The sequence below is a fragment of the Citrobacter tructae genome (assembly GCF_004684345.1).
GTDB classification, from domain to species: domain Bacteria; phylum Pseudomonadota; class Gammaproteobacteria; order Enterobacterales; family Enterobacteriaceae; genus Citrobacter; species Citrobacter tructae.
This window is the reverse complement of record NZ_CP038469.1, coordinates 1,696,371-1,716,263: the sequence shown is the minus strand read 5'-3', so window position 1 is coordinate 1,716,263 and position 19,893 is coordinate 1,696,371. Positions and strand designations below refer to the sequence as shown.

General features: G+C 52.4%; 18 protein-coding genes. 9 read left to right on the top strand and 9 right to left on the bottom strand.

Annotated elements, in window-relative coordinates:
- Positions 1-35 precede the first annotated feature (35 nt).
- Genes ssuB through ssuE form a run of 5 tightly spaced genes read right to left on the bottom strand, consistent with a single transcriptional unit; the run spans position 36 to position 4,287 of the window.
- Complete coding sequence (ssuB, locus tag E4Z61_RS09105; protein WP_135322488.1) at positions 36-803, bottom strand: aliphatic sulfonates ABC transporter ATP-binding protein; 768 nt, start codon at positions 801-803, stop codon at positions 36-38.
- Complete coding sequence (gene ssuC / locus E4Z61_RS09100) at positions 800-1,591, bottom strand: aliphatic sulfonate ABC transporter permease SsuC (protein WP_135322487.1); 792 nt, start codon at positions 1,589-1,591, stop codon at positions 800-802. The genes ssuB and ssuC overlap by 4 nt, the downstream gene beginning before the upstream one ends.
- An 11-nt stretch (positions 1,592-1,602) precedes the next feature.
- Positions 1,603-2,748 (bottom strand): FMNH2-dependent alkanesulfonate monooxygenase, encoded by a 1,146-nt coding sequence (gene ssuD / locus E4Z61_RS09095; RefSeq protein WP_135322486.1) that lies wholly within the window; start codon positions 2,746-2,748, stop codon positions 1,603-1,605.
- The gene (locus E4Z61_RS09090) at positions 2,745-3,719 is read right to left on the bottom strand and encodes a sulfonate ABC transporter substrate-binding protein (RefSeq protein WP_135322485.1); all 975 of its coding nucleotides are present in this window, start codon (positions 3,717-3,719) and stop codon (positions 2,745-2,747) included. The genes ssuD and E4Z61_RS09090 overlap by 4 nt, the downstream gene beginning before the upstream one ends.
- Positions 3,712-4,287 (bottom strand): NADPH-dependent FMN reductase, encoded by a 576-nt coding sequence (gene ssuE / locus E4Z61_RS09085; protein WP_135322484.1) that lies wholly within the window; start codon positions 4,285-4,287, stop codon positions 3,712-3,714. Before ssuE ends, E4Z61_RS09090 begins: the two co-directional genes overlap by 8 nt.
- 243 nt (positions 4,288-4,530) lie before the next feature.
- Here ssuE and pyrD point away from each other — a divergent pair, with 243 nt between their 5' ends.
- Positions 4,531-5,541: a quinone-dependent dihydroorotate dehydrogenase gene (gene pyrD, locus E4Z61_RS09075; RefSeq protein ID WP_135322483.1), complete on the top strand. Its 1,011-nt coding sequence runs from the start codon at positions 4,531-4,533 to the stop codon at positions 5,539-5,541.
- Positions 5,542-5,706: 165 nt separating this feature from the next.
- Positions 5,707-6,249, top strand: coding sequence for a cell division protein ZapC (gene zapC / locus E4Z61_RS09070; RefSeq protein WP_135322482.1), 543 nt, complete (start codon positions 5,707-5,709; stop codon positions 6,247-6,249).
- Here zapC and E4Z61_RS09065 read toward each other — a convergent pair.
- Positions 6,246-7,355 carry a YcbX family protein gene (locus E4Z61_RS09065; protein ID WP_135322481.1) on the bottom strand — a complete coding sequence of 370 codons (1,110 nt, stop codon included), beginning with the start codon at positions 7,353-7,355 and terminating at the stop codon, positions 6,246-6,248. The genes zapC and E4Z61_RS09065 overlap by 4 nt on opposite strands.
- A 98-nt stretch (positions 7,356-7,453) precedes the next feature.
- On the opposite strand from E4Z61_RS09065, the gene rlmKL reads away from it, so the two are divergent.
- The 6 genes from rlmKL to rmf all read left to right on the top strand — a co-directional run bounded on the left by rlmKL (position 7,454) and on the right by rmf (position 15,379).
- Positions 7,454-9,562, top strand: coding sequence for a bifunctional 23S rRNA (guanine(2069)-N(7))-methyltransferase RlmK/23S rRNA (guanine(2445)-N(2))-methyltransferase RlmL (gene rlmKL / locus E4Z61_RS09060; RefSeq protein WP_135322480.1), 2,109 nt, complete (start codon positions 7,454-7,456; stop codon positions 9,560-9,562).
- A gap of 12 nt (positions 9,563-9,574) precedes the next feature.
- Positions 9,575-11,482, top strand: coding sequence for an ABC transporter ATP-binding protein (locus E4Z61_RS09055; protein WP_135322479.1), 1,908 nt, complete (start codon positions 9,575-9,577; stop codon positions 11,480-11,482).
- Between the two features lie 14 nt (positions 11,483-11,496).
- The gene (pqiA, locus tag E4Z61_RS09050; protein WP_135322478.1) at positions 11,497-12,750 is read left to right on the top strand and encodes a membrane integrity-associated transporter subunit PqiA; all 1,254 of its coding nucleotides are present in this window, start codon (positions 11,497-11,499) and stop codon (positions 12,748-12,750) included.
- Between the two features lie 4 nt (positions 12,751-12,754).
- Positions 12,755-14,392: an intermembrane transport protein PqiB gene (gene pqiB / locus E4Z61_RS09045; RefSeq protein WP_135322477.1), complete on the top strand. Its 1,638-nt coding sequence runs from the start codon at positions 12,755-12,757 to the stop codon at positions 14,390-14,392.
- Positions 14,392-14,955 carry a membrane integrity-associated transporter subunit PqiC gene (gene pqiC, locus E4Z61_RS09040; RefSeq protein ID WP_135322476.1) on the top strand — a complete coding sequence of 188 codons (564 nt, stop codon included), beginning with the start codon at positions 14,392-14,394 and terminating at the stop codon, positions 14,953-14,955. Before pqiB ends, pqiC begins: the two co-directional genes overlap by 1 nt.
- 256 nt (positions 14,956-15,211) lie before the next feature.
- A complete protein-coding gene (gene rmf, locus E4Z61_RS09035) occupies positions 15,212-15,379 on the top strand; it encodes a ribosome modulation factor (protein ID WP_135322475.1) in 168 nt (55 codons plus the stop codon).
- Positions 15,380-15,486: 107 nt separating this feature from the next.
- On the opposite strand, the gene fabA is transcribed toward rmf, so the two are convergent.
- Together fabA and E4Z61_RS09025 are read right to left on the bottom strand one after the other, a co-directional pair.
- Positions 15,487-16,005 carry a bifunctional 3-hydroxydecanoyl-ACP dehydratase/trans-2-decenoyl-ACP isomerase gene (gene fabA / locus E4Z61_RS09030; RefSeq protein ID WP_135322474.1) on the bottom strand — a complete coding sequence of 173 codons (519 nt, stop codon included), beginning with the start codon at positions 16,003-16,005 and terminating at the stop codon, positions 15,487-15,489.
- Between the two features lie 68 nt (positions 16,006-16,073).
- Positions 16,074-17,834, bottom strand: coding sequence for an AAA family ATPase (locus E4Z61_RS09025; RefSeq protein ID WP_135322473.1), 1,761 nt, complete (start codon positions 17,832-17,834; stop codon positions 16,074-16,076).
- Between the two features lie 185 nt (positions 17,835-18,019).
- Between E4Z61_RS09025 and matP the strand changes: the two genes are divergently transcribed.
- Entirely contained in the window at positions 18,020-18,472 is a 453-nt protein-coding gene (gene matP, locus E4Z61_RS09020) for a macrodomain Ter protein MatP (RefSeq protein WP_135322472.1), read from the top strand.
- A gap of 98 nt (positions 18,473-18,570) precedes the next feature.
- On the opposite strand, the gene ompA is transcribed toward matP, so the two are convergent.
- Entirely contained in the window at positions 18,571-19,629 is a 1,059-nt protein-coding gene (gene ompA / locus E4Z61_RS09015) for a porin OmpA (protein ID WP_135322471.1), read from the bottom strand.
- Between the last annotated feature and the right edge of the window lie 264 nt (positions 19,630-19,893).

The window sequence follows — 19,893 nt, the reverse complement described above, 5'->3', positions numbered from 1 at the left end:
GGATGATGATGCAATTGCGTCACCATCCGGCATTATCAGCCGTGTCGACGTACTGCCTGCTCGGTATACCCCCTCTGCATCACCCGATTCAACACTTCCGCTTCGAGTTCCGCCAGGCGCACTGAACCCATCCGCCTTGGACGCGGGATATCTACCGTCAAGTCCAGACCGATTTTCTCGTCCTCAATCAACAACACGCGATCGGCCATTGCCACGGCTTCGCTGACGTCATGGGTGACCAGCAGTACGGTAAAACCGTGTTCTTGCCACAAAGAGACTATCAAATCCTGCATTTCCAGGCGGGTGAGTGCATCCAGCGCGCCGAGTGGTTCATCCAGCAACAGCAATCCGGGACGATGGATTAATGCACGTGCCAGCGCCACGCGTTGTTTTTGCCCACCAGAAAGGGCGGCAGGCCATTCCAGCGCCCGGTTTTCCAGCCCAACGGAAGTTAGCGCATCACGGGCAGCATCTTGCCAGTTGTTTTTCAGACCCAGACCTACGTTATCGATAACCGATTTCCACGGTAGCAGGCGCGCATCCTGGAACATCATCCGCGTATCATCCTGAATATCCGCCAGCGGTGTGGTTCCGGCGAGTAATTCCCCTGCGTTAGGCGATTCCAGACCGGCCAGCAGACGTAGCAATGTACTTTTTCCGCCGCCGCTGCGACCGACCACGGCGACAAATTGACCTGCCGGAATGTGCAAATCTAACTGATTGAGCACCGTATTGGCGCCGTAGCGTTTCGTCACGCCACTAAGCAGTAGCGGCGTGCCCTGATTTAAACGAGCGGTATTCATACGGTGGCCTCCTTCGCATGGTAAGCCGGGTTCCAGCGTAGCCAGATACGTTCCAGTAATTGCGCGCTGACGTCGGCAAGCTTGCCGAGCAGGGCGTAGAGAATGATGGCCACCACCACCACATCCGTTTGCAAAAACTCGCGGGCATTCATTGCCAGATAGCCGATGCCAGCATTAGCCGAAATGGTTTCCGCGACGATAAGTGTCAACCACATCAGCCCGAGGGCAAAACGCACGCCGACCATGATCGAGGGCAGAGCGCCGGGTAGGATCACATGGATAAACAGTGAAATACCGGATAACCCATAGCTGCGTGCCATCTCCACCAGCCCACGATCGACATTGCGGATCCCGTGCCAGGTGTTGATGTAAATCGGGAACAACGTCCCCAGTGCGACGAGAAAGATCTTGGCGGATTCATCAATACCGAACCACAAAATTACCAGCGGGATTAGCGCCAGATGTGGGACGTTACGCAGCATCTGCACCGAGGTGTCCAGCAAGCGTTCGCCCCAGCGTGACAGGCCGCTTATCAATCCCAGCGTCAGTCCAATCGATCCGCCGATGGAAAAGCCGATCGCAGCCCGCCAGGAGCTGATCGCCAGATGCTGCCAAAGCTCGCCGCTGGCGGAAAGCGTCCAAAAGGCTTCCACCACGCCTTGCGGGGAGGGCAGAATGCGGGTGGATAACCAGCCCATTGATGATGAGACCTGCCAGACCGCCACCAGAGCGAGCGGTAAAAACCACGGAGCAAGGCGCAGTAACCACCTGTTTTTCGGCGTTGCCATCATCGGGCTCCTCAGCTTTGCGCAACTTTGCGCGGGATAAATTCGTTCGCCACCGCTTCGCCTTGTTGGTGCAGGCGCTGCGGCTGCGGAATTTCTGGTATAGCGACATCCAGATGCGGGAACAACAGTTCACCGACCTTGTACGCTTCTTCAAGGTGCGGATACCCGGACAGCACAAAGCTGTCGATACCCAGCGCGGCATATTCGTTAATACGCGCCGCCACTGTTGGACCATCTCCTACCAGCGCCGTACCGGCTCCGCCGCGTACCAGTCCTACGCCAGCCCACAGGTTCGGGCTAATTTCCAGCTGGTCGCGCCTGCCGTTGTGCAGCGCCGCCATTCGCTGCTGACCCACAGAGTCGGTTCTTGCGAAGGCAGCCTGGGCTTTGGCAATGGTGTCGTCATCCAGATGGGCAATCAGGCGATCCGCCGCCTGCCACGCTTCATCCGTCGTTTCCCGTACGATCACATGCAGACGAATACCAAAGCGGATCTTGCGCCCGAGCGCTGCCGCTTTGGCCCGCACCTGTTCAATTTTCTCTTTGACCTGTTCAGGTGGCTCGCCCCAGGTCAGATAGAGATCAACCTGCTCGGCGGCAAGATCCTGCGCCACGTCGGAAGAACCGCCGAAGTACAGCGGAGGGTGGGGCCGTTGCACTGGCGGGAAAAAGAGTTTTGCCCCGCGGACGTGGACGTGCTTACCGTTGAAATCCACGGTTTCGCCTTGCAGCAAGCGCCGCCAAACCTGAGTGAATTCAGCGGAGGCTTCATAACGTTCGGTGTGATCGAGGAACACGCCGTCGCCCGCCAGCTCCTGCGGATCGCTGCCGGTTACCAGGTTAAACAACGCGCGACCGTTGGACAGTCTGTCGAGCGTCGCTGCCTGGCGTGCCGCAACCGTAGGTGAGGTTACGCTGGGACGTAGCGCGACTAAAAATTTTAATCTCTGAGTGACCGGGATCATTGAGGCCGCGACCAGCCAGGCATCTTCGCAGGAGCGACCGGTCGGGATCAGCACGCCGGTAAACCCCAGACGGTCGGCCGTTTGGGCGATTTGTTGCAGATAACCATGATCGACCGGGCGTGAACCTTCCTCTGTTCCCAGATAATGACCGTCACCGTGCGTGGGTAAAAACCAGAATATGTTCAGACTCATAATTTTGCTCCTGCCTGTTGAGTGGGTTGCCAGATACGCTGGCGAATATCGATTTTTTTCGGCAACAACCGGTTGTCATAAAACAGATCGGCGGTTTGTTGCTGCAGTGCGGCAACAGAGGCGTTGACGGGGGTAATGGTGGTTGGCGGGCGATGGTCCAGATAGGATGCTATGACCGGTTCAGGCAGCCCCATGGTTTTTGCCAGCAGGGTGATACTTTGCTGACGTTGACTGAGGGTTAAGGCATCGGCCTGGCTAAAAGTGTCTAATACGCCATGAACAAAAGCGCCGTTTTTCTCGGCATAAGGGCGCGCGGCGAGGTAAAACGAACCGGTCTGTTTGAGGTCGGTACCATCTTTCAAAACGCGTACGTCACCTTGCAGTAACGCGGCGGAGTAGTACGGGTCCCAAATTGCCCATGCATCCACATTTCCTTGTTGGAAAGCGGCACGCGCATCGGCGGGCGTCAGATACATGGCCTGGATATCGGTAAAATTCAACCCGGCCTGTTGCAGGGCGCGGAGCAGTAAATTGTGGGCGCTGGAACCTTTCTGGAAGGCGACTTTATGCCCTTTAAGCTCTGCGACGCTCTGGATTGGGCTATTTTTCGGCACCAGAATCACTTCGGCTTTCGGTTTGGGCGGCTCAACGCCCACGTAGACAAGATCGGCCCCGGCAGCTTGGGCAAAAATCGGTGGGATATCGCCGGTGCTACCCAGATCGATGCTGCCTATATTTAGCGCCTCCAGCATTTGCGGCCCGGCGGGAAACTCAATCCATGAGATTTTTGTCTGCGGGTAGCGTTTTTCCAGCAGTTGATGGCTTTTTGCCAGCACCATGCTGACGCTCCCTTTCTGATAGCCAATACGCAGAGTGTCTGGCGCGGCATCTGCGGCGTGAACCAGTGTCGACAAAGACAGCAGTCCGGTCAGCGCCAGCCACGGCGTATGGCGTTTAAGTAAATTAAGCATGGGCAGTACCTCTCAGGGCATTTAAGTGCAAAAGCTGGACATCGCGGCGCTGCAAAGCCTGCCAGAAGGTATCAAGCGCACTGTCCAGGCGCAGTTGCAGGTTCGGCGTAAACTGTGGCTTATGCTGATAATCGATGACCTGAGAATCATCGGCGAAAACACCGTGCAGGATCTCCTGGGCCTTCAGTGCGCTGAGGACGGGTTTCAGGGCGTAATCGACGGCCAGCAAGTGCGCCATGGTGCCGCCGGTCGCCAGCGGCAACACCACTTTGCCCTCCAGTGCGCGTTCAGGGAGCAGATCGAGCAAGGTTTTCAATGCGCCGGAATAGGCCGCTTTGTAGACCGGCGTGGCGACAATCAGCCCGTCGGCGGCCTGCAGTTGTTCGATAAACGTCTTTAGCGCCGGGCTGTCAAACCGCGCATAGATCAGATCATCGGGCTCAAAATTGTGCAGATTCCAGTGATAAACGTCGACATTCTGCCCATTCAGTTTTTCTCGCGCATATTCCAGTAAGGCGCTGGAGCGAGAGGGGAAGCGTGGGCTGCCCGCCAGAGTGATAACGCGCATATTTATAATCTCTCCTTATAACCAATTGTTCGTTTTTATTTAACATTGATAACAATTTATGCAGTCTGGCAGAGAGGTTTTGTTTATCGAAATGATTTATGCGGGATAGAAAAGCTGAAAATTGCATAAAACGAGGAGCGGAAAGAAAACGTTTGCTTTTTATTGCCGCAGGTCAATTCCCTTTTTGTTCGCGATCGCACATAATACGCCCCCGGTTTGCACACCGGGAATCCAGGAGAGTTCATGTACTACCCCTTCGTTCGTAAAGCACTATTTCAGCTCGATCCAGAGCGCGCTCATGAATTAACATTCCAGCAATTACGTCGCATTACGGGCACGCCGCTCGAAGCGCTTGTCCGCCAAAAAGTACCGACAAAACCGGTTACCTGCATGGGGCTGACGTTTAAAAATCCGCTCGGTCTTGCCGCCGGACTGGATAAAGATGGGGAGTGCATTGATGCACTCGGTGCAATGGGATTCGGCTCGATTGAGATAGGCACCGTGACGCCTCGTCCTCAACCGGGTAACGATAAGCCGCGTCTTTTCCGTCTGGTTGACGCAGAAGGTTTGATCAACCGCATGGGCTTCAATAACCTGGGTGTTGATAACCTGGTCGAAAACGTTAAAAAATCGCATTTTGACGGTATTCTGGGGATCAATATAGGTAAGAACAAAGACACCCCGGTAGAGAATGGCAAAGATGACTATCTGATTTGTATGGAAAAAGTCTACGCTTATGCCGGTTATATTGCGGTTAATATCTCCTCACCAAATACTCCAGGGTTACGCACGCTGCAATACGGCGAAGCGCTGGACGATCTGCTGACGGCAATTAAAAATAAGCAAAATGACCTGCAAGCAATCCACCATAAATATGTTCCGGTGGCGGTAAAGATCGCCCCGGATCTTTCTGAGGAAGAACTGATCCAAGTCGCTGACAGTTTAGTTCGTCATAATATTGATGGTGTAATTGCTACGAACACTACGCTCGATCGTTCCCTGGTGCAGGGAATGAAAAATTGCGATCAAATGGGTGGTCTGAGCGGTCGACCGTTACAATTAAAAAGCACCGAAATTATTCGGATGTTGTCCCGGGAATTAAAAGGGCAATTGCCGATTGTCGGGGTTGGTGGTATCGACTCGGTCATCGCTGCGCGTGAGAAAATAGCCGCAGGGGCTTCCCTGATTCAGATTTATTCCGGCTTTATTTTTAAAGGCCCACCGCTGATTAAAGAAATCATCACCAATATCTGAATACGACCCTAATCACAAACCAGGGCTTTATTTCTCGCCCTGGTTGTTTTATATTCCTTTACTGTTGCTTATTTAAACATTCTGAGCTTTTATTATTAGGGCAATAAACGAAGCGGCAAAAGGATACTGTCGTAACGACGATGATTAAGGAATGGAGAGATACTGATGCGAATTAAACCCGACGATAACTGGCGCTGGTATTATGATGAAGAGCACGATCGTATGATGCTCGATTTAGCCAATGGTATGTTATTTCGCTCGCGTTTTGCGCGTAAAATGCTCACGCCTGATGCATTCTCTCCGTCCGGTTTTTGCGTTGATGATGCTGCGCTTTATTTTTCTTTTGAAGAAAAGTGCCGCGACCTGGATTTAGTCAAAGAACAAAAAGCGGAACTGGTACTCAATGCGCTGGTGGCTATTCGATATCTGAAACCGCAAATGCCAAAAAGCTGGCACTTTGTGGCGCACACCATTAACTGGTCACCGGTAGTGGGTGACGCTGCCTGCGTATATTTAAGCGATACCGAAGAACAGGTTAATCTGTTAGTGGTTGAACCGGGTGAAAATGCGGCCCTGTGCCTGCTGGCACAGCCGGGAGTGGTTATTGCCGGGCGCACCATGCAGCTTGGCGACGCCATTAAAATTATGAATGACAGGCTGAAACCGCAACTCCCTGTTGACAGTTTCAGCCTTGAGCAGGCCGTTTAACTCTCCAGCCTGACCGCTGTTTTTGGCACACAACTGCAGCAAAGAATCGTCCCGTCATCACCAATCGCAGATTTTTTCAGCGGACTGACTTCGCCTTCTACCAGCCTAATCCGGCAGCATCCACAGATCCCCGCCCGACAAGAGTAGGGAACCCGGATCCCCTGATTTTCCAGTTGCTCCAGTAATACCTGCTGATTGTTGCCGCGGAAAGTTTGTCCCTGCCAGTCGATAAGGACGCTGGCATCAGGCTGCTGCTGCTCGGCGACGGTATCATCAGATTCCGCCGCGCCGTACGCTCTGGCGGGCCCGGTTGCCAGAATTTCAACTTCATCGCCAACGCGGATCACGCCGCTGTTGCGAGCAATCAGATTCTGACCGAAATCGACATCGCCGTTATCCACTGCGCTACGGAAGGTTTGCAGCGTTGCCAGCGGCTCGCCGGACGGATGCTTTTGGCCTTTTTCTGGGCTGACGGTAGTGAAAATGCAGCGGCTACAGGGCTTTGCCACATCAAAGATGACGTCGCCGATACGAAGCACCTTCCAGGTGTCCTCTTCCCATGCGGCGGCTCCGGTGACCACCAGATTAGGGCGAAATTGCTCCATTCTGATACTGGCCGGGCAGCGCTGTTGTACATCGCGCAACGACGCTTCGTTAGTCAGAAGATAAGGAAAGCCATCGGCGAACGACAGCGGTACGCCGTCGTGGCGCTTTACCCGGCGCGTCAATTGTGGACCAACCCAGCGCAGCTGCACATCACGGGAGAAAAAACCGCTGAGCCACTGATTGATCGCCGCAGGGGCAATACGGGCGGTAAAATGGTTTCCCCAGACCTCTGTTGGCGCATCCTGGGTGGCGAAGTCGGCAAAGCGGACCAGCGCGCTGCTGCCGTCGGGCGCAGTCAAGTGCAACCCATCGTGCAAAGGGGAAGGGGTAAAACGTACCATCTGTGGGAACTGCCGGGCAGTGATGAACGTTCCGTCGGGTTCGGTAATCATAAAGATGCGATCAAAGGCCAGACCGCTCACGTCTGCCAGAGCGTGCGTTAGCCCAATACCGCGCATTGATTTAACCGGATGAACAAAAAGTCGGGTTAACGTTACCACTGTACAGTCCCTCGAACGAAAATAAGCCTTCAACTTTATGACAAGGGCGCGAGATTAGCTATAATGCGCAGCAATTTTCTTGGAGTAAAAGTGACATTATGAATTCTCTGTTTGCCAGTACGGCCCGTGGGCTGGAAGAGCTGTTAAAAACTGAACTGGAAAACCTCGGCGCCGTGGAGTGCCAGGTGGTTCAGGGTGGGGTCCATTTTAAGGGCGACACGCGGCTTGTTTACCAGAGCCTGATGTGGAGCCGCCTGGCCTCGCGCATTATCCTGCCGATGGGAGAATGCAAGGTCTATAGCGATCTTGATCTGTACCTCGGTGTTCAGGCAATCGACTGGACAGAGATATTTAACCCTGGTGCGACGTTTGCCGTGCATTTTAGCGGCCTGAACGAAACCATTCGCAACAGCCAGTACGGCGCATTAAAAGTAAAGGATGCGATTGTCGATACCTTTACGCGTAAAAATATGGCGCGTCCGAATGTGGATCGAGAATCCCCGGATCTGCGCATCAACGTCTGGCTGAACAAAGATACCGCCAGCATTGCTCTCGATCTGAGTGGTGATGGTCTGCATCAGCGCGGCTATCGCGATCGTGCCGGTCAGGCGCCGATCAAAGAGACGTTGGCTGCGGCCATCGTTATGCGTTCCGGCTGGCAGCCGGGCACACCGTTACTCGATCCGATGTGTGGCTCCGGTACGCTGTTGATTGAAGCCGCGATGTGGGCAACCGATCGTGCACCAGGCCTGCACCGTGGTTACTGGGGTTTTAACGGCTGGGCGCAGCATGACGAAGCGGTCTGGCAAGAAGTTAAAGCGGAAGCACAGGTTCGCGCGCGTAAAGGGCTGGCGGACTATACGTCGCATTTTTACGGTTCCGATAGCGATGCCCGGGTGATTGAAAAAGCGCGCAGTAATGCCCGCCGTGCTGGCATTGCGGATCTGGTGACGTTTGACGTCAAAGATGTGGCGAAACTGAGTAATCCTCTACCGAAAGGACCGTATGGTACGGTTATCAGCAACCCGCCATACGGTGAACGTCTGGATAGCGAACCGGCGTTGATTGCCCTGCACAGCCTACTGGGACGTACGATGAAAAACCAGTTTGGCGGCTGGAATCTGTCGCTGTTCAGCGCCTCTCCTGATTTGCTCAGCAGCCTGCAATTACGTGCTGATAAGCAGTTTAAAGCGAAAAACGGCCCGCTGGACTGCGTACAGAAAAACTATCACGTTGCAGAAACGACCGCAGACAGCAAGCCTGCTACGGTGGCGGAAGACTATGCCAACCGTCTGCGTAAAAATATTAAGAAGCTGGAAAAATGGGCACGCCAGGAAGGCATTGAATGCTATCGCCTGTACGATGCTGACCTGCCGGAATACAACGTAGCGGTCGACCGCTACGGCGACTGGGTCGTGGTTCAGGAATACGCGCCACCGAAGACGGTTGATGCCCAGAAGGCTCGCCAGCGTCTGTTCGACATCATTGCCGCTACGCTGTCAGTGCTGGAGATCGCACCGAATAAACTGGTGCTGAAAACCCGTGAACGGCAGAAAGGGAAAAACCAGTATCAGAAGATGAATGAGAAGGGTGAATTCATTGAGGTTAGCGAGTACAACGCGCGCCTGTGGGTTAACCTGACCGACTATCTTGATACCGGTCTGTTCCTGGACCACCGTATTGCACGCCGCATGCTGGGCCAGATGAGCAAAGGCAAAGATTTCCTCAATCTGTTCTCTTATACCGGTAGCGCCAGCGTACATGCCGGACTCGGCGGTGCCCGCAGCACTACAACGGTCGATATGTCTCGCACTTATCTTGAGTGGGCGGAACGTAACCTGCGACTCAACGGGCTGAGCGGTCGCGCGCACCGTTTAATTCAGGCCGACTGTCTTGGCTGGCTGCGCGAAGCCAATGAACAATTTGATCTGATCTTCATCGATCCACCGACCTTCTCTAACTCTAAACGTATGGAAGACTCGTTTGACGTGCAGCGCGATCATCTGGCGCTGATGAAAGATCTGAAACGCCTACTGCGTAAAGACGGCACGATCATGTTCTCCAACAACAAACGTGGATTCCGTATGGATCTTGAGGGTTTGGCTGAACTGGGATTGAAAGCACAAGAAATTACCCAAAAAACGCTTTCCCAGGACTTTGCCCGTAACCGTCAGATCCACAACTGCTGGCTGATTACCGCAGCCTGAAAGGAAAATTAAATGTCATTAATCAGTATGCATGGTGCATGGCTGTCGTTCAGCGATGCGCCGCTTCTTGATAATGCTGAATTGCATATCGAAGATAACGAGCGCGTCTGTCTGGTTGGCCGTAATGGCGCGGGCAAATCGACTCTGATGAAGATCCTTAATCGTGAACAGGGTCTTGACGACGGGCGTATTATTTATGAACAGGATCTGGTTGTGGCGCGTCTGCAGCAGGATCCGCCGCGCAACGTGCAGGGTAGCGTCTACGATTTCGTCGCCGAAGGAATTGCAGAACAGGCGGTGTACCTCAAGCGTTACCACGATATCTCGCATCTGGTGATCACCGATCCGAGTGATAAAAACCTGCAGGAACTGGCGAAGGTTCAGGAACTGCTGGATCACCACAATCTGTGGCAGCTGGAAAACCGCATTAATGAAGTGCTGGAACAACTTGGCCTGGAAGCAGACATGGAACTGGCTTCGCTTTCCGGCGGCTGGCTGCGTAAAGCGGCGCTGGGCCGGGCGTTAGTCAGCAATCCGCGTGTCTTGTTGCTGGATGAACCGACGAACCACCTGGATATTGAAACCATCGACTGGCTGGAAGGGTTCCTGAAAACCTTCAACGGAACGATTATTTTCATTTCCCACGACCGTTCCTTTATTCGCAATATGGCAACGCGCATTGTCGATCTCGATCGCGGTAAGCTGGTGACCTATCCAGGGAATTACGATCAGTACCTGCTGGAGAAAGAAGAAGCTCTGCGGGTAGAAGAGTTACAGAATGCGGAGTTTGATCGCAAACTGGCGCAGGAAGAAGTCTGGATCCGCCAGGGCATCAAAGCGCGTCGTACCCGTAACGAAGGCCGTGTGCGTGCACTGAAAGCGATGCGTCGGGAGCGTGGCGATCGCCGTGAAGTAATGGGTACCGCGAAGATGCAGGTTGAAGAGGCGAGCCGCTCGGGCAAAATCGTCTTTGAAATGGAGAATGTTGACTACCAGATTAACGGTAAACAGCTGGTGAAAGACTTCTCGGCGCAGGTTCAGCGTAGTGACAAAATTGCGTTAATTGGACCTAACGGCTGCGGTAAAACAACGCTAATCAAGCTGATGTTAGGTCAGCTACAGGCCGACAGCGGTCGTATCCATGTTGGTACAAAGCTGGAAGTGGCCTATTTTGACCAACACCGTGCGGAGCTAGATCCGGATAAAACCGTTATGGATAACCTGGCGGAAGGTAAGCAAGAGGTGATGGTCAACGGTAAACCGCGCCACGTGCTGGGCTACCTTCAGGATTTCCTGTTCCATCCGAAACGGGCGATGACACCAGTGCGTGCGCTCTCTGGCGGAGAACGCAATCGTCTGTTGCTGGCGCGTCTTTTTCTGAAACCCAGCAATCTGTTGATCCTCGATGAACCAACGAACGATCTCGACGTCGAAACGCTGGAGCTGCTCGAAGAACTGATTGACGGTTATCAGGGCACCGTACTGCTGGTCAGCCACGATCGTCAGTTTGTTGATAACACCGTTACCGAGTGTTGGATCTTCGAAGGCGGCGGCAAAATTGGTCGTTATGTCGGCGGTTACCATGATGCGCGAGAACAGCAGTCACAGTATGTGGCGTTTAAACAGCCAGTCTCGAAAAAAACAGAGGAAGTTGCGGCCCCTAAAGCAGAAATTGTAAAACGCGGCACCAGCAAACTAAGCTATAAACTACAGCGCGAACTGGAACTGCTCCCTCAGCAGCTTGAAGAGCTGGAAGCTAAACTGGATACGTTACAAACGCAGGTCGCTGACGCCGCCTTTTTCAGTCAGCCGCATGAGCAAACACAGCAGGTGCTGGCTGACCTGAGCAACGCGGAACAAGAACTTGAGCAAGCCTTTGAGCGCTGGGAGTATCTTGAGTCTTTAAAGAATGGCGCATAATTAAAGGAGCGCATATGTGCGAACATCACCATGCCGCGAAGCATATTCTGTGCTCGCAGTGTGACATGCTGGTGGCATTACCGAGCCTTACGCATGGTCAAAAAGCGGCATGTCCGAGATGTGGCACGACATTAACCGTTGCGTGGGACGCGCCAAGGCAGCGTCCTACCGCTTATGCTATTGCAGCATTGTTTATGCTGCTTTTATCTAATCTTTTCCCCTTTGTGAACATGAATGTCGCTGGGGTAAGCAGCGAAGTGACGTTGCTGGAAATTCCCGGTGTGCTGTTTTCGGAAGACTACGCCAGCCTCGGCACCTTCTTTTTATTATTCGTACAGTTGGTTCCCGCCTTTTGCTTGTTCACCATCTTACTGCTGGTGAACCGGGTTGAGATGCCCTGGCGACTTAAAGCGTGGCTTGCGCGTATTCTATTTCAGTTGAAAAGCTGGGGGATGGCAGAAATCTTCCTCGCAGGCGTGCTGGTGAGCTTTGTTAAGCTAATGGCCTATGGCGATATTGGTGTGGGCAGCAGCTTCATCCCGTGGTGCCTGTTTTGTGTTCTCCAGTTGCGCGCTTTTCAATGTGTTGATCGTCGCTGGCTTTGGGATGATATCGCCCCAATGCCGGAGGTTAAGCAGGTCTTAAAACCTGGCGTTCCCGGTATCCGACAAGGTCTACGTTCATGTTCCTGTTGTACCGCGATCCTTCCCGCTGATGAGCCAGTCTGCCCGCGTTGTCAGACAACGGGCTATGTGCGTCGTAAAAACAGCCTGCAATGGACGCTAGCACTCCTGTTCACGTCGATCATGCTTTATCTGCCTGCCAATATCATGCCGATCATGATTACCGATTTGTTAGGGTCAAAACTACCGTCAACGATTATTGAAGGCGTCGTTTTAATCTGGAGCGAAGGTTCTTACCCGGTAGCGGCTGTCATCTTTATAGCCAGTATTCTGGTGCCGACGTTAAAAATGATCGCGATTGCCTGGCTGTGCTGGGATGCTAAAGGGCACGGCAAACGTGACAGCGAGCGCATGCACCTGATTTATGAAGTTGTGGAATTTGTCGGTCGTTGGTCAATGATCGATGTTTTTGTTATTGCGGTACTCTCTGCGCTGGTGCGCATGGGAGGGTTAATGAACATTTATCCTGCAATGGGTGCATTGATGTTTGCTTTAGTCGTCATTATGACAATGTTTTCTGCGATGACGTTTGATCCACGTCTGTCGTGGGACCGTGAACCAGAACCAGGCCATGAGGAGTCCTGACAGCATGGAATCTAAAAGTGGGGAAGCCAAAGTGCAAAAGGTAAAAAACTGGTCGCCCGTGTGGATATTCCCAATCGTCACTGCACTCATTGGCGCATGGGTCCTATTTTATCACTACAGTCATCAGGGGCCGGTCGTCACGTTAATTACGACCAATGCCGAAGGAATTGAGGGTGGCAAGACAACAATCAAGAGCCGCAGCGTGGATGTCGGCGTCGTCGAGAGCGCAACGCTAACTGACGATTTGACTCATGTAGAAATTAAAGCACGTCTCAACTCTGGTATGGAAAAGCTGCTGCATAAAGATTCGGTCTTTTGGGTGGTGAAGCCGCAGGTGGGACGTGAGGGCATCAGCGGCTTAGGCACGCTGTTGTCCGGGGCTTATATTGAACTGCAGCCGGGGAACAAAGGCAGCCAGCTCACCAATTATCAACTGCTGGACTCTCCACCGCTGGCACCGCCAGATGCGAAGGGGATCCGCGTGATTTTGGACAGCAAAAAAGCTGGCCAGTTAAGCCCGGGGGACCCGGTGTTGTTCCGTGGGTATCGCGTGGGGTCAGTTGAGACCAGCACTTTTGATGCTCAAAAACGCTCAATCAGCTATCAGCTCTTCATCAATGCGCCTAACGATCGCCTGGTCACCAGCAACGTACGTTTCTGGAAAGATAGCGGCATTGCCGTGGATCTCACCTCGGCTGGGATGCGCGTGGAAATGGGGTCACTCACCACGTTGTTCGGAGGTGGAGTCAGTTTTGATGTGCCTGAAGGTTTAGAACAAGGCCAGCCGGTTGCACAACAGGCTTCGTTTAATCTTTATGACGATCAAAAAAGTATTCAGGACTCGCTGTATACGGACCATATTGATTACCTGATGTTCTTCAAGGATTCGGTTCGCGGGTTGCAGCCTGGCGCACCGCTGGAGTTCCGTGGTATTCGCCTCGGAACGGTCAGTAAAGTGCCTTTCTTTGCGCCGAATATGCGTCAGGTCTTCAATGATGATTACCGTATTCCGGTGCTGGTGCGCATTGAACCTGAACGCCTGAAGGCGCAGTTGGGTGAAGACACCGATGTGGGTGCCCATCTGGCCGAGTTGCTCAAACGCGGGCTGCGAGGATCATTGAAAACGGGGAACCTGGTGACCGGCGCGCTGTATGTCGATCTCGACTTCTACCCGAAAGAACCACCGATTACGGGCGTACGCGAATTTAATGGCTATCAAATTATCCCGACCGTTAGCAGCGGTTTGGCGCAGATACAGCAACGTTTGATGGAAGCACTGGATAAGATTAATAATCTGCCACTGAATCCGATGATCGTGCAGGCGACGAGTACGCTTTCAGAAAGCCAGCGTACGATGAAGCATCTGCAAACCACGCTGGATAATATGAATAAGATAACTGGTAGCCAGTCGATGCAGCAATTGCCGGCGGATATGCAGAATACGCTGCGTGAACTTAATCGTAGCATGCAAGGCTTCCAGCCAGGTTCCGCGGCCTATAACAAGATGGTGGCGGATATGCAGCGTCTTGATCAGGTTCTGCGTGAGCTGCAACCGGTACTGAAAACGCTGAACGATAAGAGTAATGCGCTGGTGTTTGAAGCGAAGGACAAAAAAGATCCAGAGCCGAAGAGGGCGAAATAATGAAAAAGTGGCTAGTGGTGATGATGGCGGTCTGGCTGACGTCATGCAGCTCCAACGGAGAGAATAAAAGCTATTATCAGCTCCCCATTGCGCAGGGGGGTGTGCAGAGCACCGCCAACCAGGGTAACCGTCTGCTGTGGGTTGAGCAGGTCGCGGTACCGGATTATCTGGCGGGTAATGGCGTGGTGTACCAAACCAGCGATGTGAAATACGTCATTGCCAACAGTAATCTCTGGGCCAGCCCGTTAGATCAGCAGTTACGTAATACGCTTGTTGCCAACCTCAGTACGCAGTTGCCTGGATGGGTTGTCGCCTCTCAGCCGCTGGGCAGTACGCAGGACACGCTCAACGTGACGGTGACCGGCTTCCATGGTCGCTACGATGGTAAAGTCATTGTCAGCGGTGAATGGCTACTGAATCATCAGGGGCAACTGATCAAGCGCCCGTTCCATATCGAAGCCGTGCAGACGCAGGATGGCTATGATGAGATGGTGAAGGTTCTGGCTAACGCCTGGAGCCAGGAGGCGACGGCTATCGCTCAAGAGCTGAAACGCATTCCTTAAGCTTAAATAATTGTAAATTACACCGCCTTCGGCTCAGCGCCCGAGGCGGTTTTTTTTATTTTTTTCTCGGCTGATATAGCTGTTCTGATTCATAATTTTTGTACAAATGATTTACCGGGTAGCTCACAAATATGACACTGGCGTGAATTTTGCGCATTGACGAGTCTGATGTTTCGGGGTATTCGTTTAGTGTGGTTGCACACTTAGTAATCACTGTTTTCTTTTCCACCAGACCAAAAGATGAGGGAAACGAGGCATGAAGAGACAAAAACGAGATCGCCTGGAACGGGCACATCAACGTGGATATCAGGCCGGCATTGCCGGACGCCCAAAAGAAATGTGTCCCTATCAGACGCTGAATCAAAGGTCATACTGGCTGGGAGGCTGGCGAGAAGCCATGGGGGATAGGGTGTTAATGGCCTGATTCTGTCTCTTTAGATAAAAGAAACCTCCGCATTGCGGAGGTTTCGCCTTTTTGCACACCAGATAAGACGGATTAACGTCTCAATCTGTTTGCTAAGCGGTTCTGGATTAGAACGCGGAAGTGTCCTGGAAAAGGCCCACTTTCAGATCGTTTGCGGTGTAGATCAGACGACCATCAACCAGTACTTCACCATCCGCCAGGCCCATGATCAGGCGGCGGTTTACGATACGTTTGAAGTGAATGCGGTAAGTGACTTTCTTCGCGGTCGGCAGAACCTGTCCGGTGAATTTCACTTCGCCCACGCCCAGTGCGCGGCCTTTACCTTCACCGCCAAGCCAGCCGAGATAGAATCCAACCAACTGCCACATGGCATCCAGACCCAGGCAGCCAGGCATCACCGGATCGCCGATAAAATGGCAACCGAAGAACCACAGGTCCGGGTTGATATCCAGTTCAGCTTCAACAAAACCTTTGTCAAAGTTGCCACCGGTTTCGGTCATCTTGATGACACGGTCCATCATCAGCATGCTTGGTGCAGGCAGTTGTGGACCTTTTGCGCCAAACAGCTCACCGCGACCAGAGGCAAGAAGGTCTTCTTTTGTATAGGATTCGCGTTTATCTACCATGTTCTCTGTAAGCCTTATTTTATTGAAGCACGCAGGATAGCTAACACGTGTACGCTGAACAAGTCCGATCAGTTCGGAATAATCCAGTTCAGCCAACGCAGCGGCCACGGAAAACGATGACGACCTTCCTGTTGCGTTGCCGTAGCAATACGCTCCTGGATGGTTTGCATCAACGTTGTTTGGCCTTCACCATCCCACACCAGATTTAACAACAGTGGCAACGCATCGGTCACGTCATCCACCGCCCAAATAGTGAATTTTTCTTCTTCAACGGCCTGTAGTAGTGCTGGCTGTAGGCTCAGATGCCTGACGTTAGCTGAAGGAATAATCACGCCCTGAGTACCGGTTAATTCACGCTGCTGGCAGATAGCGAAGAAACCTTCAATTTTCTCGTTCAGGCCACCAACAGGTTGCGCGCGGCCAAACTGATCGACAGAACCGGTAATGGCGATGCTTTGATTTACCGGAACGTCGGCAAGGGCGCTAATCAATGCGCACAGTTCAGCCATGGATGCGCTGTCCCCATCGACTTCGCTGTAGGATTGCTCGAAAGTTAGCGAGGCAGAGAAGGGGATTTGCTGTTCGAGCTGCAGTTCCGACATCAGGAACGCCTGCATGATCATCATGCCTTTGGCATGAATATTTCCGCCAAGCTCGGCTTTGCGCTCAATATCGGTAAATTCGCCATCGCCAATATGCACGACGCAACTGATACGTGAAGGTTCACCAAACGCGCGAGGATGACCCGGAAACTCAATCACCGACAGCGCGTTTATTTGCCCAATACGCTCACCTTCGGTCTCGATAAGGATCTGCTCTTGCAAGATTTCATCCTGCATACGTTCAGCCAGAAAACCTTCCCGCCATTCCCGTTGCGCCAGCATCAGACCTAACTGCTCAGCGTTACAGGTTTCGCCCTCGCAAAGGGGGGCCACTTCCTTGAGCTGTCGAGTGATCCACAGCGGATTAAGCGGCAACGTATCCTGATCGCCGGTATAACGAACGGCTTCACGCACCAACGTCAGCCAGGCATCGGGTGCGGGATAGGGTAGATTATTGCGTTTGGCGGTATGCGTAACCCACTGACACCACTGGGCCATGGTTTCTGCATCCACTATCTGCAAATTATCTTCAAACTCGCTATAAATAGCCTGTTCTGCTAACTCTGGCTCCATTTCCTGGAAGTCTGCCAGCGATTCGCGCTCACCGACTAACACCACTTTCAGTTTCAGCGGCATAGAAGGAACGGAGACGGGAAGCGGGCGGGATTCGTCAAAGGCTACCCAGTCAAAGCGCTCGTGGCTGACAATGGCTTTCAGGCGCATCCACAGCAGTGGTTGAGCTAACAATGTGCGTAATGAGATGACCAGTACGCCCCCATTGGCCTGATGCACCAGTCCCGGTTGTAGAGTGATTTCACCGTTGAACTGACGCAAGCAGCCAAACAGTTGTTCGGCTTCAACCCAGTCAGCATTGACTACCTGAGTTAAGGTCGCAAAATTGTCTTCTGCTTGTTCCGCTGTGCGGTAACGGATGGTGTGACCAGAGATCTCGTAATGACCCCCTGCCAGGCTTCCGGCATCCGTGTGTAATGTACGCGCGGCCGTGGCGATAAGATTGAGATACTCAAGCTCTTCCGGTGCTTTCACCAGCATAAAAGAGGACGTTGTCCACTGCTGAAGCAGTTGCTCAAGCGCAAATTGTAAGCGTGGTTGAGTATCACTGAGTAAGGTGTTGGTTTCGTCAGTGACGTGCGGCTGTGCAAATATTTCCTGATAACTGTCGGTATCAGGAACCAGATCACGCCATGCAAGTTTCGTAATGGTCAAAGTTGATGTTTTTTAGTCTGTTGTAAAAAACGAGATTATACCGTAACCGTCAGCACTGCACACGTGGAATGCACACCTAAACGGGGGTGATGACGCGCGACAGTTCACAGGCTGGATATTCTTTTCTTCAGATGCCTAAAAAGCTGATATTCTGATAAGAGTTACACGGTAACATTGAGATCGCAATGAAATATCAACAACTTGAAAATCTTGAAAGCGGCTGGAAATGGAAGTATCTGGTGAAAAAGCATCGTGAGGGGGAGTTGATTACCCGTTACGTGGAAGCCAGCGCTGCCGAAGAGGCCGTTGATTTATTGCTAACCCTCGAAAATGAACCGGTTCGGGTGAATACCTGGATTGAAGAACACATGAATGAAGCTCTTCAAAATCGTATGAAACAAACCATACGGGCGAGGCGTAAACGGCACTTTAATGCTGAACATCAGCATACGCGTAAGAAATCTATCGACCTGGAGTTCATGGTCTGGCAGCGCTTAGCAGGACTTGCGCAGCGGCGTGGTAAAACGCTTTCTGAAACCATTGTGCAGTTGATTGAGGATGCCGAGCATAAAGAGAAATACGCGAACAAAATGTCCACATTGAAACAGGATTTACAGGCGCTGTTGGGAAAAGAATAGCGTGGTGTTGGTTGCAGTGTGTTGAATACCCGCGCTTGTCGGGTGAAAAACAGGTGAAAAAAAACCCCGCATCGCGGGGTTTTTTATAAGACGATAACTTAAGCCTGAGGCTGAGTTACAACGTCTTTGATGCCTTTAACTTCGATCTCAACACGACGATCCGGAGCCAGGCAGTCGATCAGTGCAGCGCGAGCTTTCACGTTGTCACAGGTGTTGCCAGTAACTGGGTTGGATTCGCCCATGCCACGTGCAGAGATTTTGTCAGAAGGAATACCTTTAGAGATCAGGTAATCAACAACGGACTGAGCACGTTTCTCAGACAGACCCTGGTTGTAAGCGTCAGAACCGATGCGGTCAGTGAAGCCCAGAACCACGACGGAACCGTCTTTCGGATCCAGGTTGCTCAGCTGGCTGTACATCTGATCCAGAGCCTGCTGGCCTTCTGGTTTCAGCGTTGCTTTGTTGAAGTTGAACAGAACGTCAGACTTCAGAGTGAAGTGCTTGGTCTGTACTTCTGGAGCCGGAGCCGGAGCCGGAGCAACTACCGGAGCTACTTCACCCTGGCCAAAGCGGTAAGAAACACCAACGCTCAACAGGCCGTTATCCGGACGACCACCAACGGTGTTCGCGTCACCGATGTTGTTGGTCCACTGGTATTCCAGACGGGTAGCGATTTCAGGAGTAATTGCATACTCTACGCCACCCGCGAATACTGGGGATACGCCAGTGTCGTGGTCTTTGAAGCCTTCGTTGTTTTTAGCGTCTGCACGCCAAACCATACCACCCAGACGGGTATAAACGTCCAGATCGTCAGTGATTGGGTAACCCAGTTTAGCGGTCAGCTGAACGCCCTGAGCTTTGAAAGCGCCGTTTTGATGGGTGCCGTCAGTGTAGCCTTTGTATGGCATACGACCTAACCAGTCGTAACCCATTTCAAAACCAACGTACGGGTTAACCTGATAACCACCGAACGCACCAGCACCCAGTTGGCTTTCGTGGGTAGGACCGGCGTTGTTGATCTGGTTGTTGCCTACGTCATGGAACTGAGACCAGCCCATTTTAGCACCAGCGTACCAGGTGTTATCTTTCGGAGCGGCCTGCGCCACGGTAGCGAAACCAGCCAGTGCCACTGCAATTGCGATAGCTGTCTTTTTCATTTTTTGCGCCTCGTTATCATCCAAAATTCGCCATGAATATCTCCTGAGAGATTACACGGTTAAATCCTTCACCCGGGGACCAGTTCAATAGTTACTCTACCGATATCTGCGACTTATGCCGAGCACCCCTGGCGATGTAAAGTCTACAACGTAGTTGGAAACTTACAAGTGTGAAGTCCGTCAGGCATATGAAAAAAAAAGGCTTGTATACACAATATTTAACATTTATGGATGAATAATTGTACTGCCAGCATCCTGAAAACC

Bases quoted from the DNA above. Each gene is read 5' to 3' on its own strand.
- ssuB (WP_135322488.1), bottom strand. From the start codon at position 803: ATGAATACCGCTCGTTTAAATCAGGGCACGCCGCTACTGCTTAGTGGC.
- ssuC (WP_135322487.1), bottom strand. From the start codon at position 1,591: ATGGCAACGCCGAAAAACAGGTGGTTACTGCGCCTTGCTCCGTGGTTT.
- ssuD (WP_135322486.1), bottom strand. From the start codon at position 2,748: ATGAGTCTGAACATATTCTGGTTTTTACCCACGCACGGTGACGGTCAT.
- E4Z61_RS09090 (WP_135322485.1), bottom strand. From the start codon at position 3,719: ATGCTTAATTTACTTAAACGCCATACGCCGTGGCTGGCGCTGACCGGA.
- ssuE (WP_135322484.1), bottom strand. From the start codon at position 4,287: ATGCGCGTTATCACTCTGGCGGGCAGCCCACGCTTCCCCTCTCGCTCC.
- pyrD (WP_135322483.1), top strand. From the start codon at position 4,531: ATGTACTACCCCTTCGTTCGTAAAGCACTATTTCAGCTCGATCCAGAG.
- zapC (WP_135322482.1), top strand. From the start codon at position 5,707: ATGCGAATTAAACCCGACGATAACTGGCGCTGGTATTATGATGAAGAG.
- rlmKL (WP_135322480.1), top strand. From the start codon at position 7,454: ATGAATTCTCTGTTTGCCAGTACGGCCCGTGGGCTGGAAGAGCTGTTA.
- E4Z61_RS09055 (WP_135322479.1), top strand. From the start codon at position 9,575: ATGTCATTAATCAGTATGCATGGTGCATGGCTGTCGTTCAGCGATGCG.
- pqiA (WP_135322478.1), top strand. From the start codon at position 11,497: ATGTGCGAACATCACCATGCCGCGAAGCATATTCTGTGCTCGCAGTGT.
- pqiB (WP_135322477.1), top strand. From the start codon at position 12,755: ATGGAATCTAAAAGTGGGGAAGCCAAAGTGCAAAAGGTAAAAAACTGG.
- pqiC (WP_135322476.1), top strand. From the start codon at position 14,392: ATGAAAAAGTGGCTAGTGGTGATGATGGCGGTCTGGCTGACGTCATGC.
- rmf (WP_135322475.1), top strand. From the start codon at position 15,212: ATGAAGAGACAAAAACGAGATCGCCTGGAACGGGCACATCAACGTGGA.
- fabA (WP_135322474.1), bottom strand. From the start codon at position 16,005: ATGGTAGATAAACGCGAATCCTATACAAAAGAAGACCTTCTTGCCTCT.
- matP (WP_135322472.1), top strand. From the start codon at position 18,020: ATGAAATATCAACAACTTGAAAATCTTGAAAGCGGCTGGAAATGGAAG.
- ompA (WP_135322471.1), bottom strand. From the start codon at position 19,629: ATGAAAAAGACAGCTATCGCAATTGCAGTGGCACTGGCTGGTTTCGCT.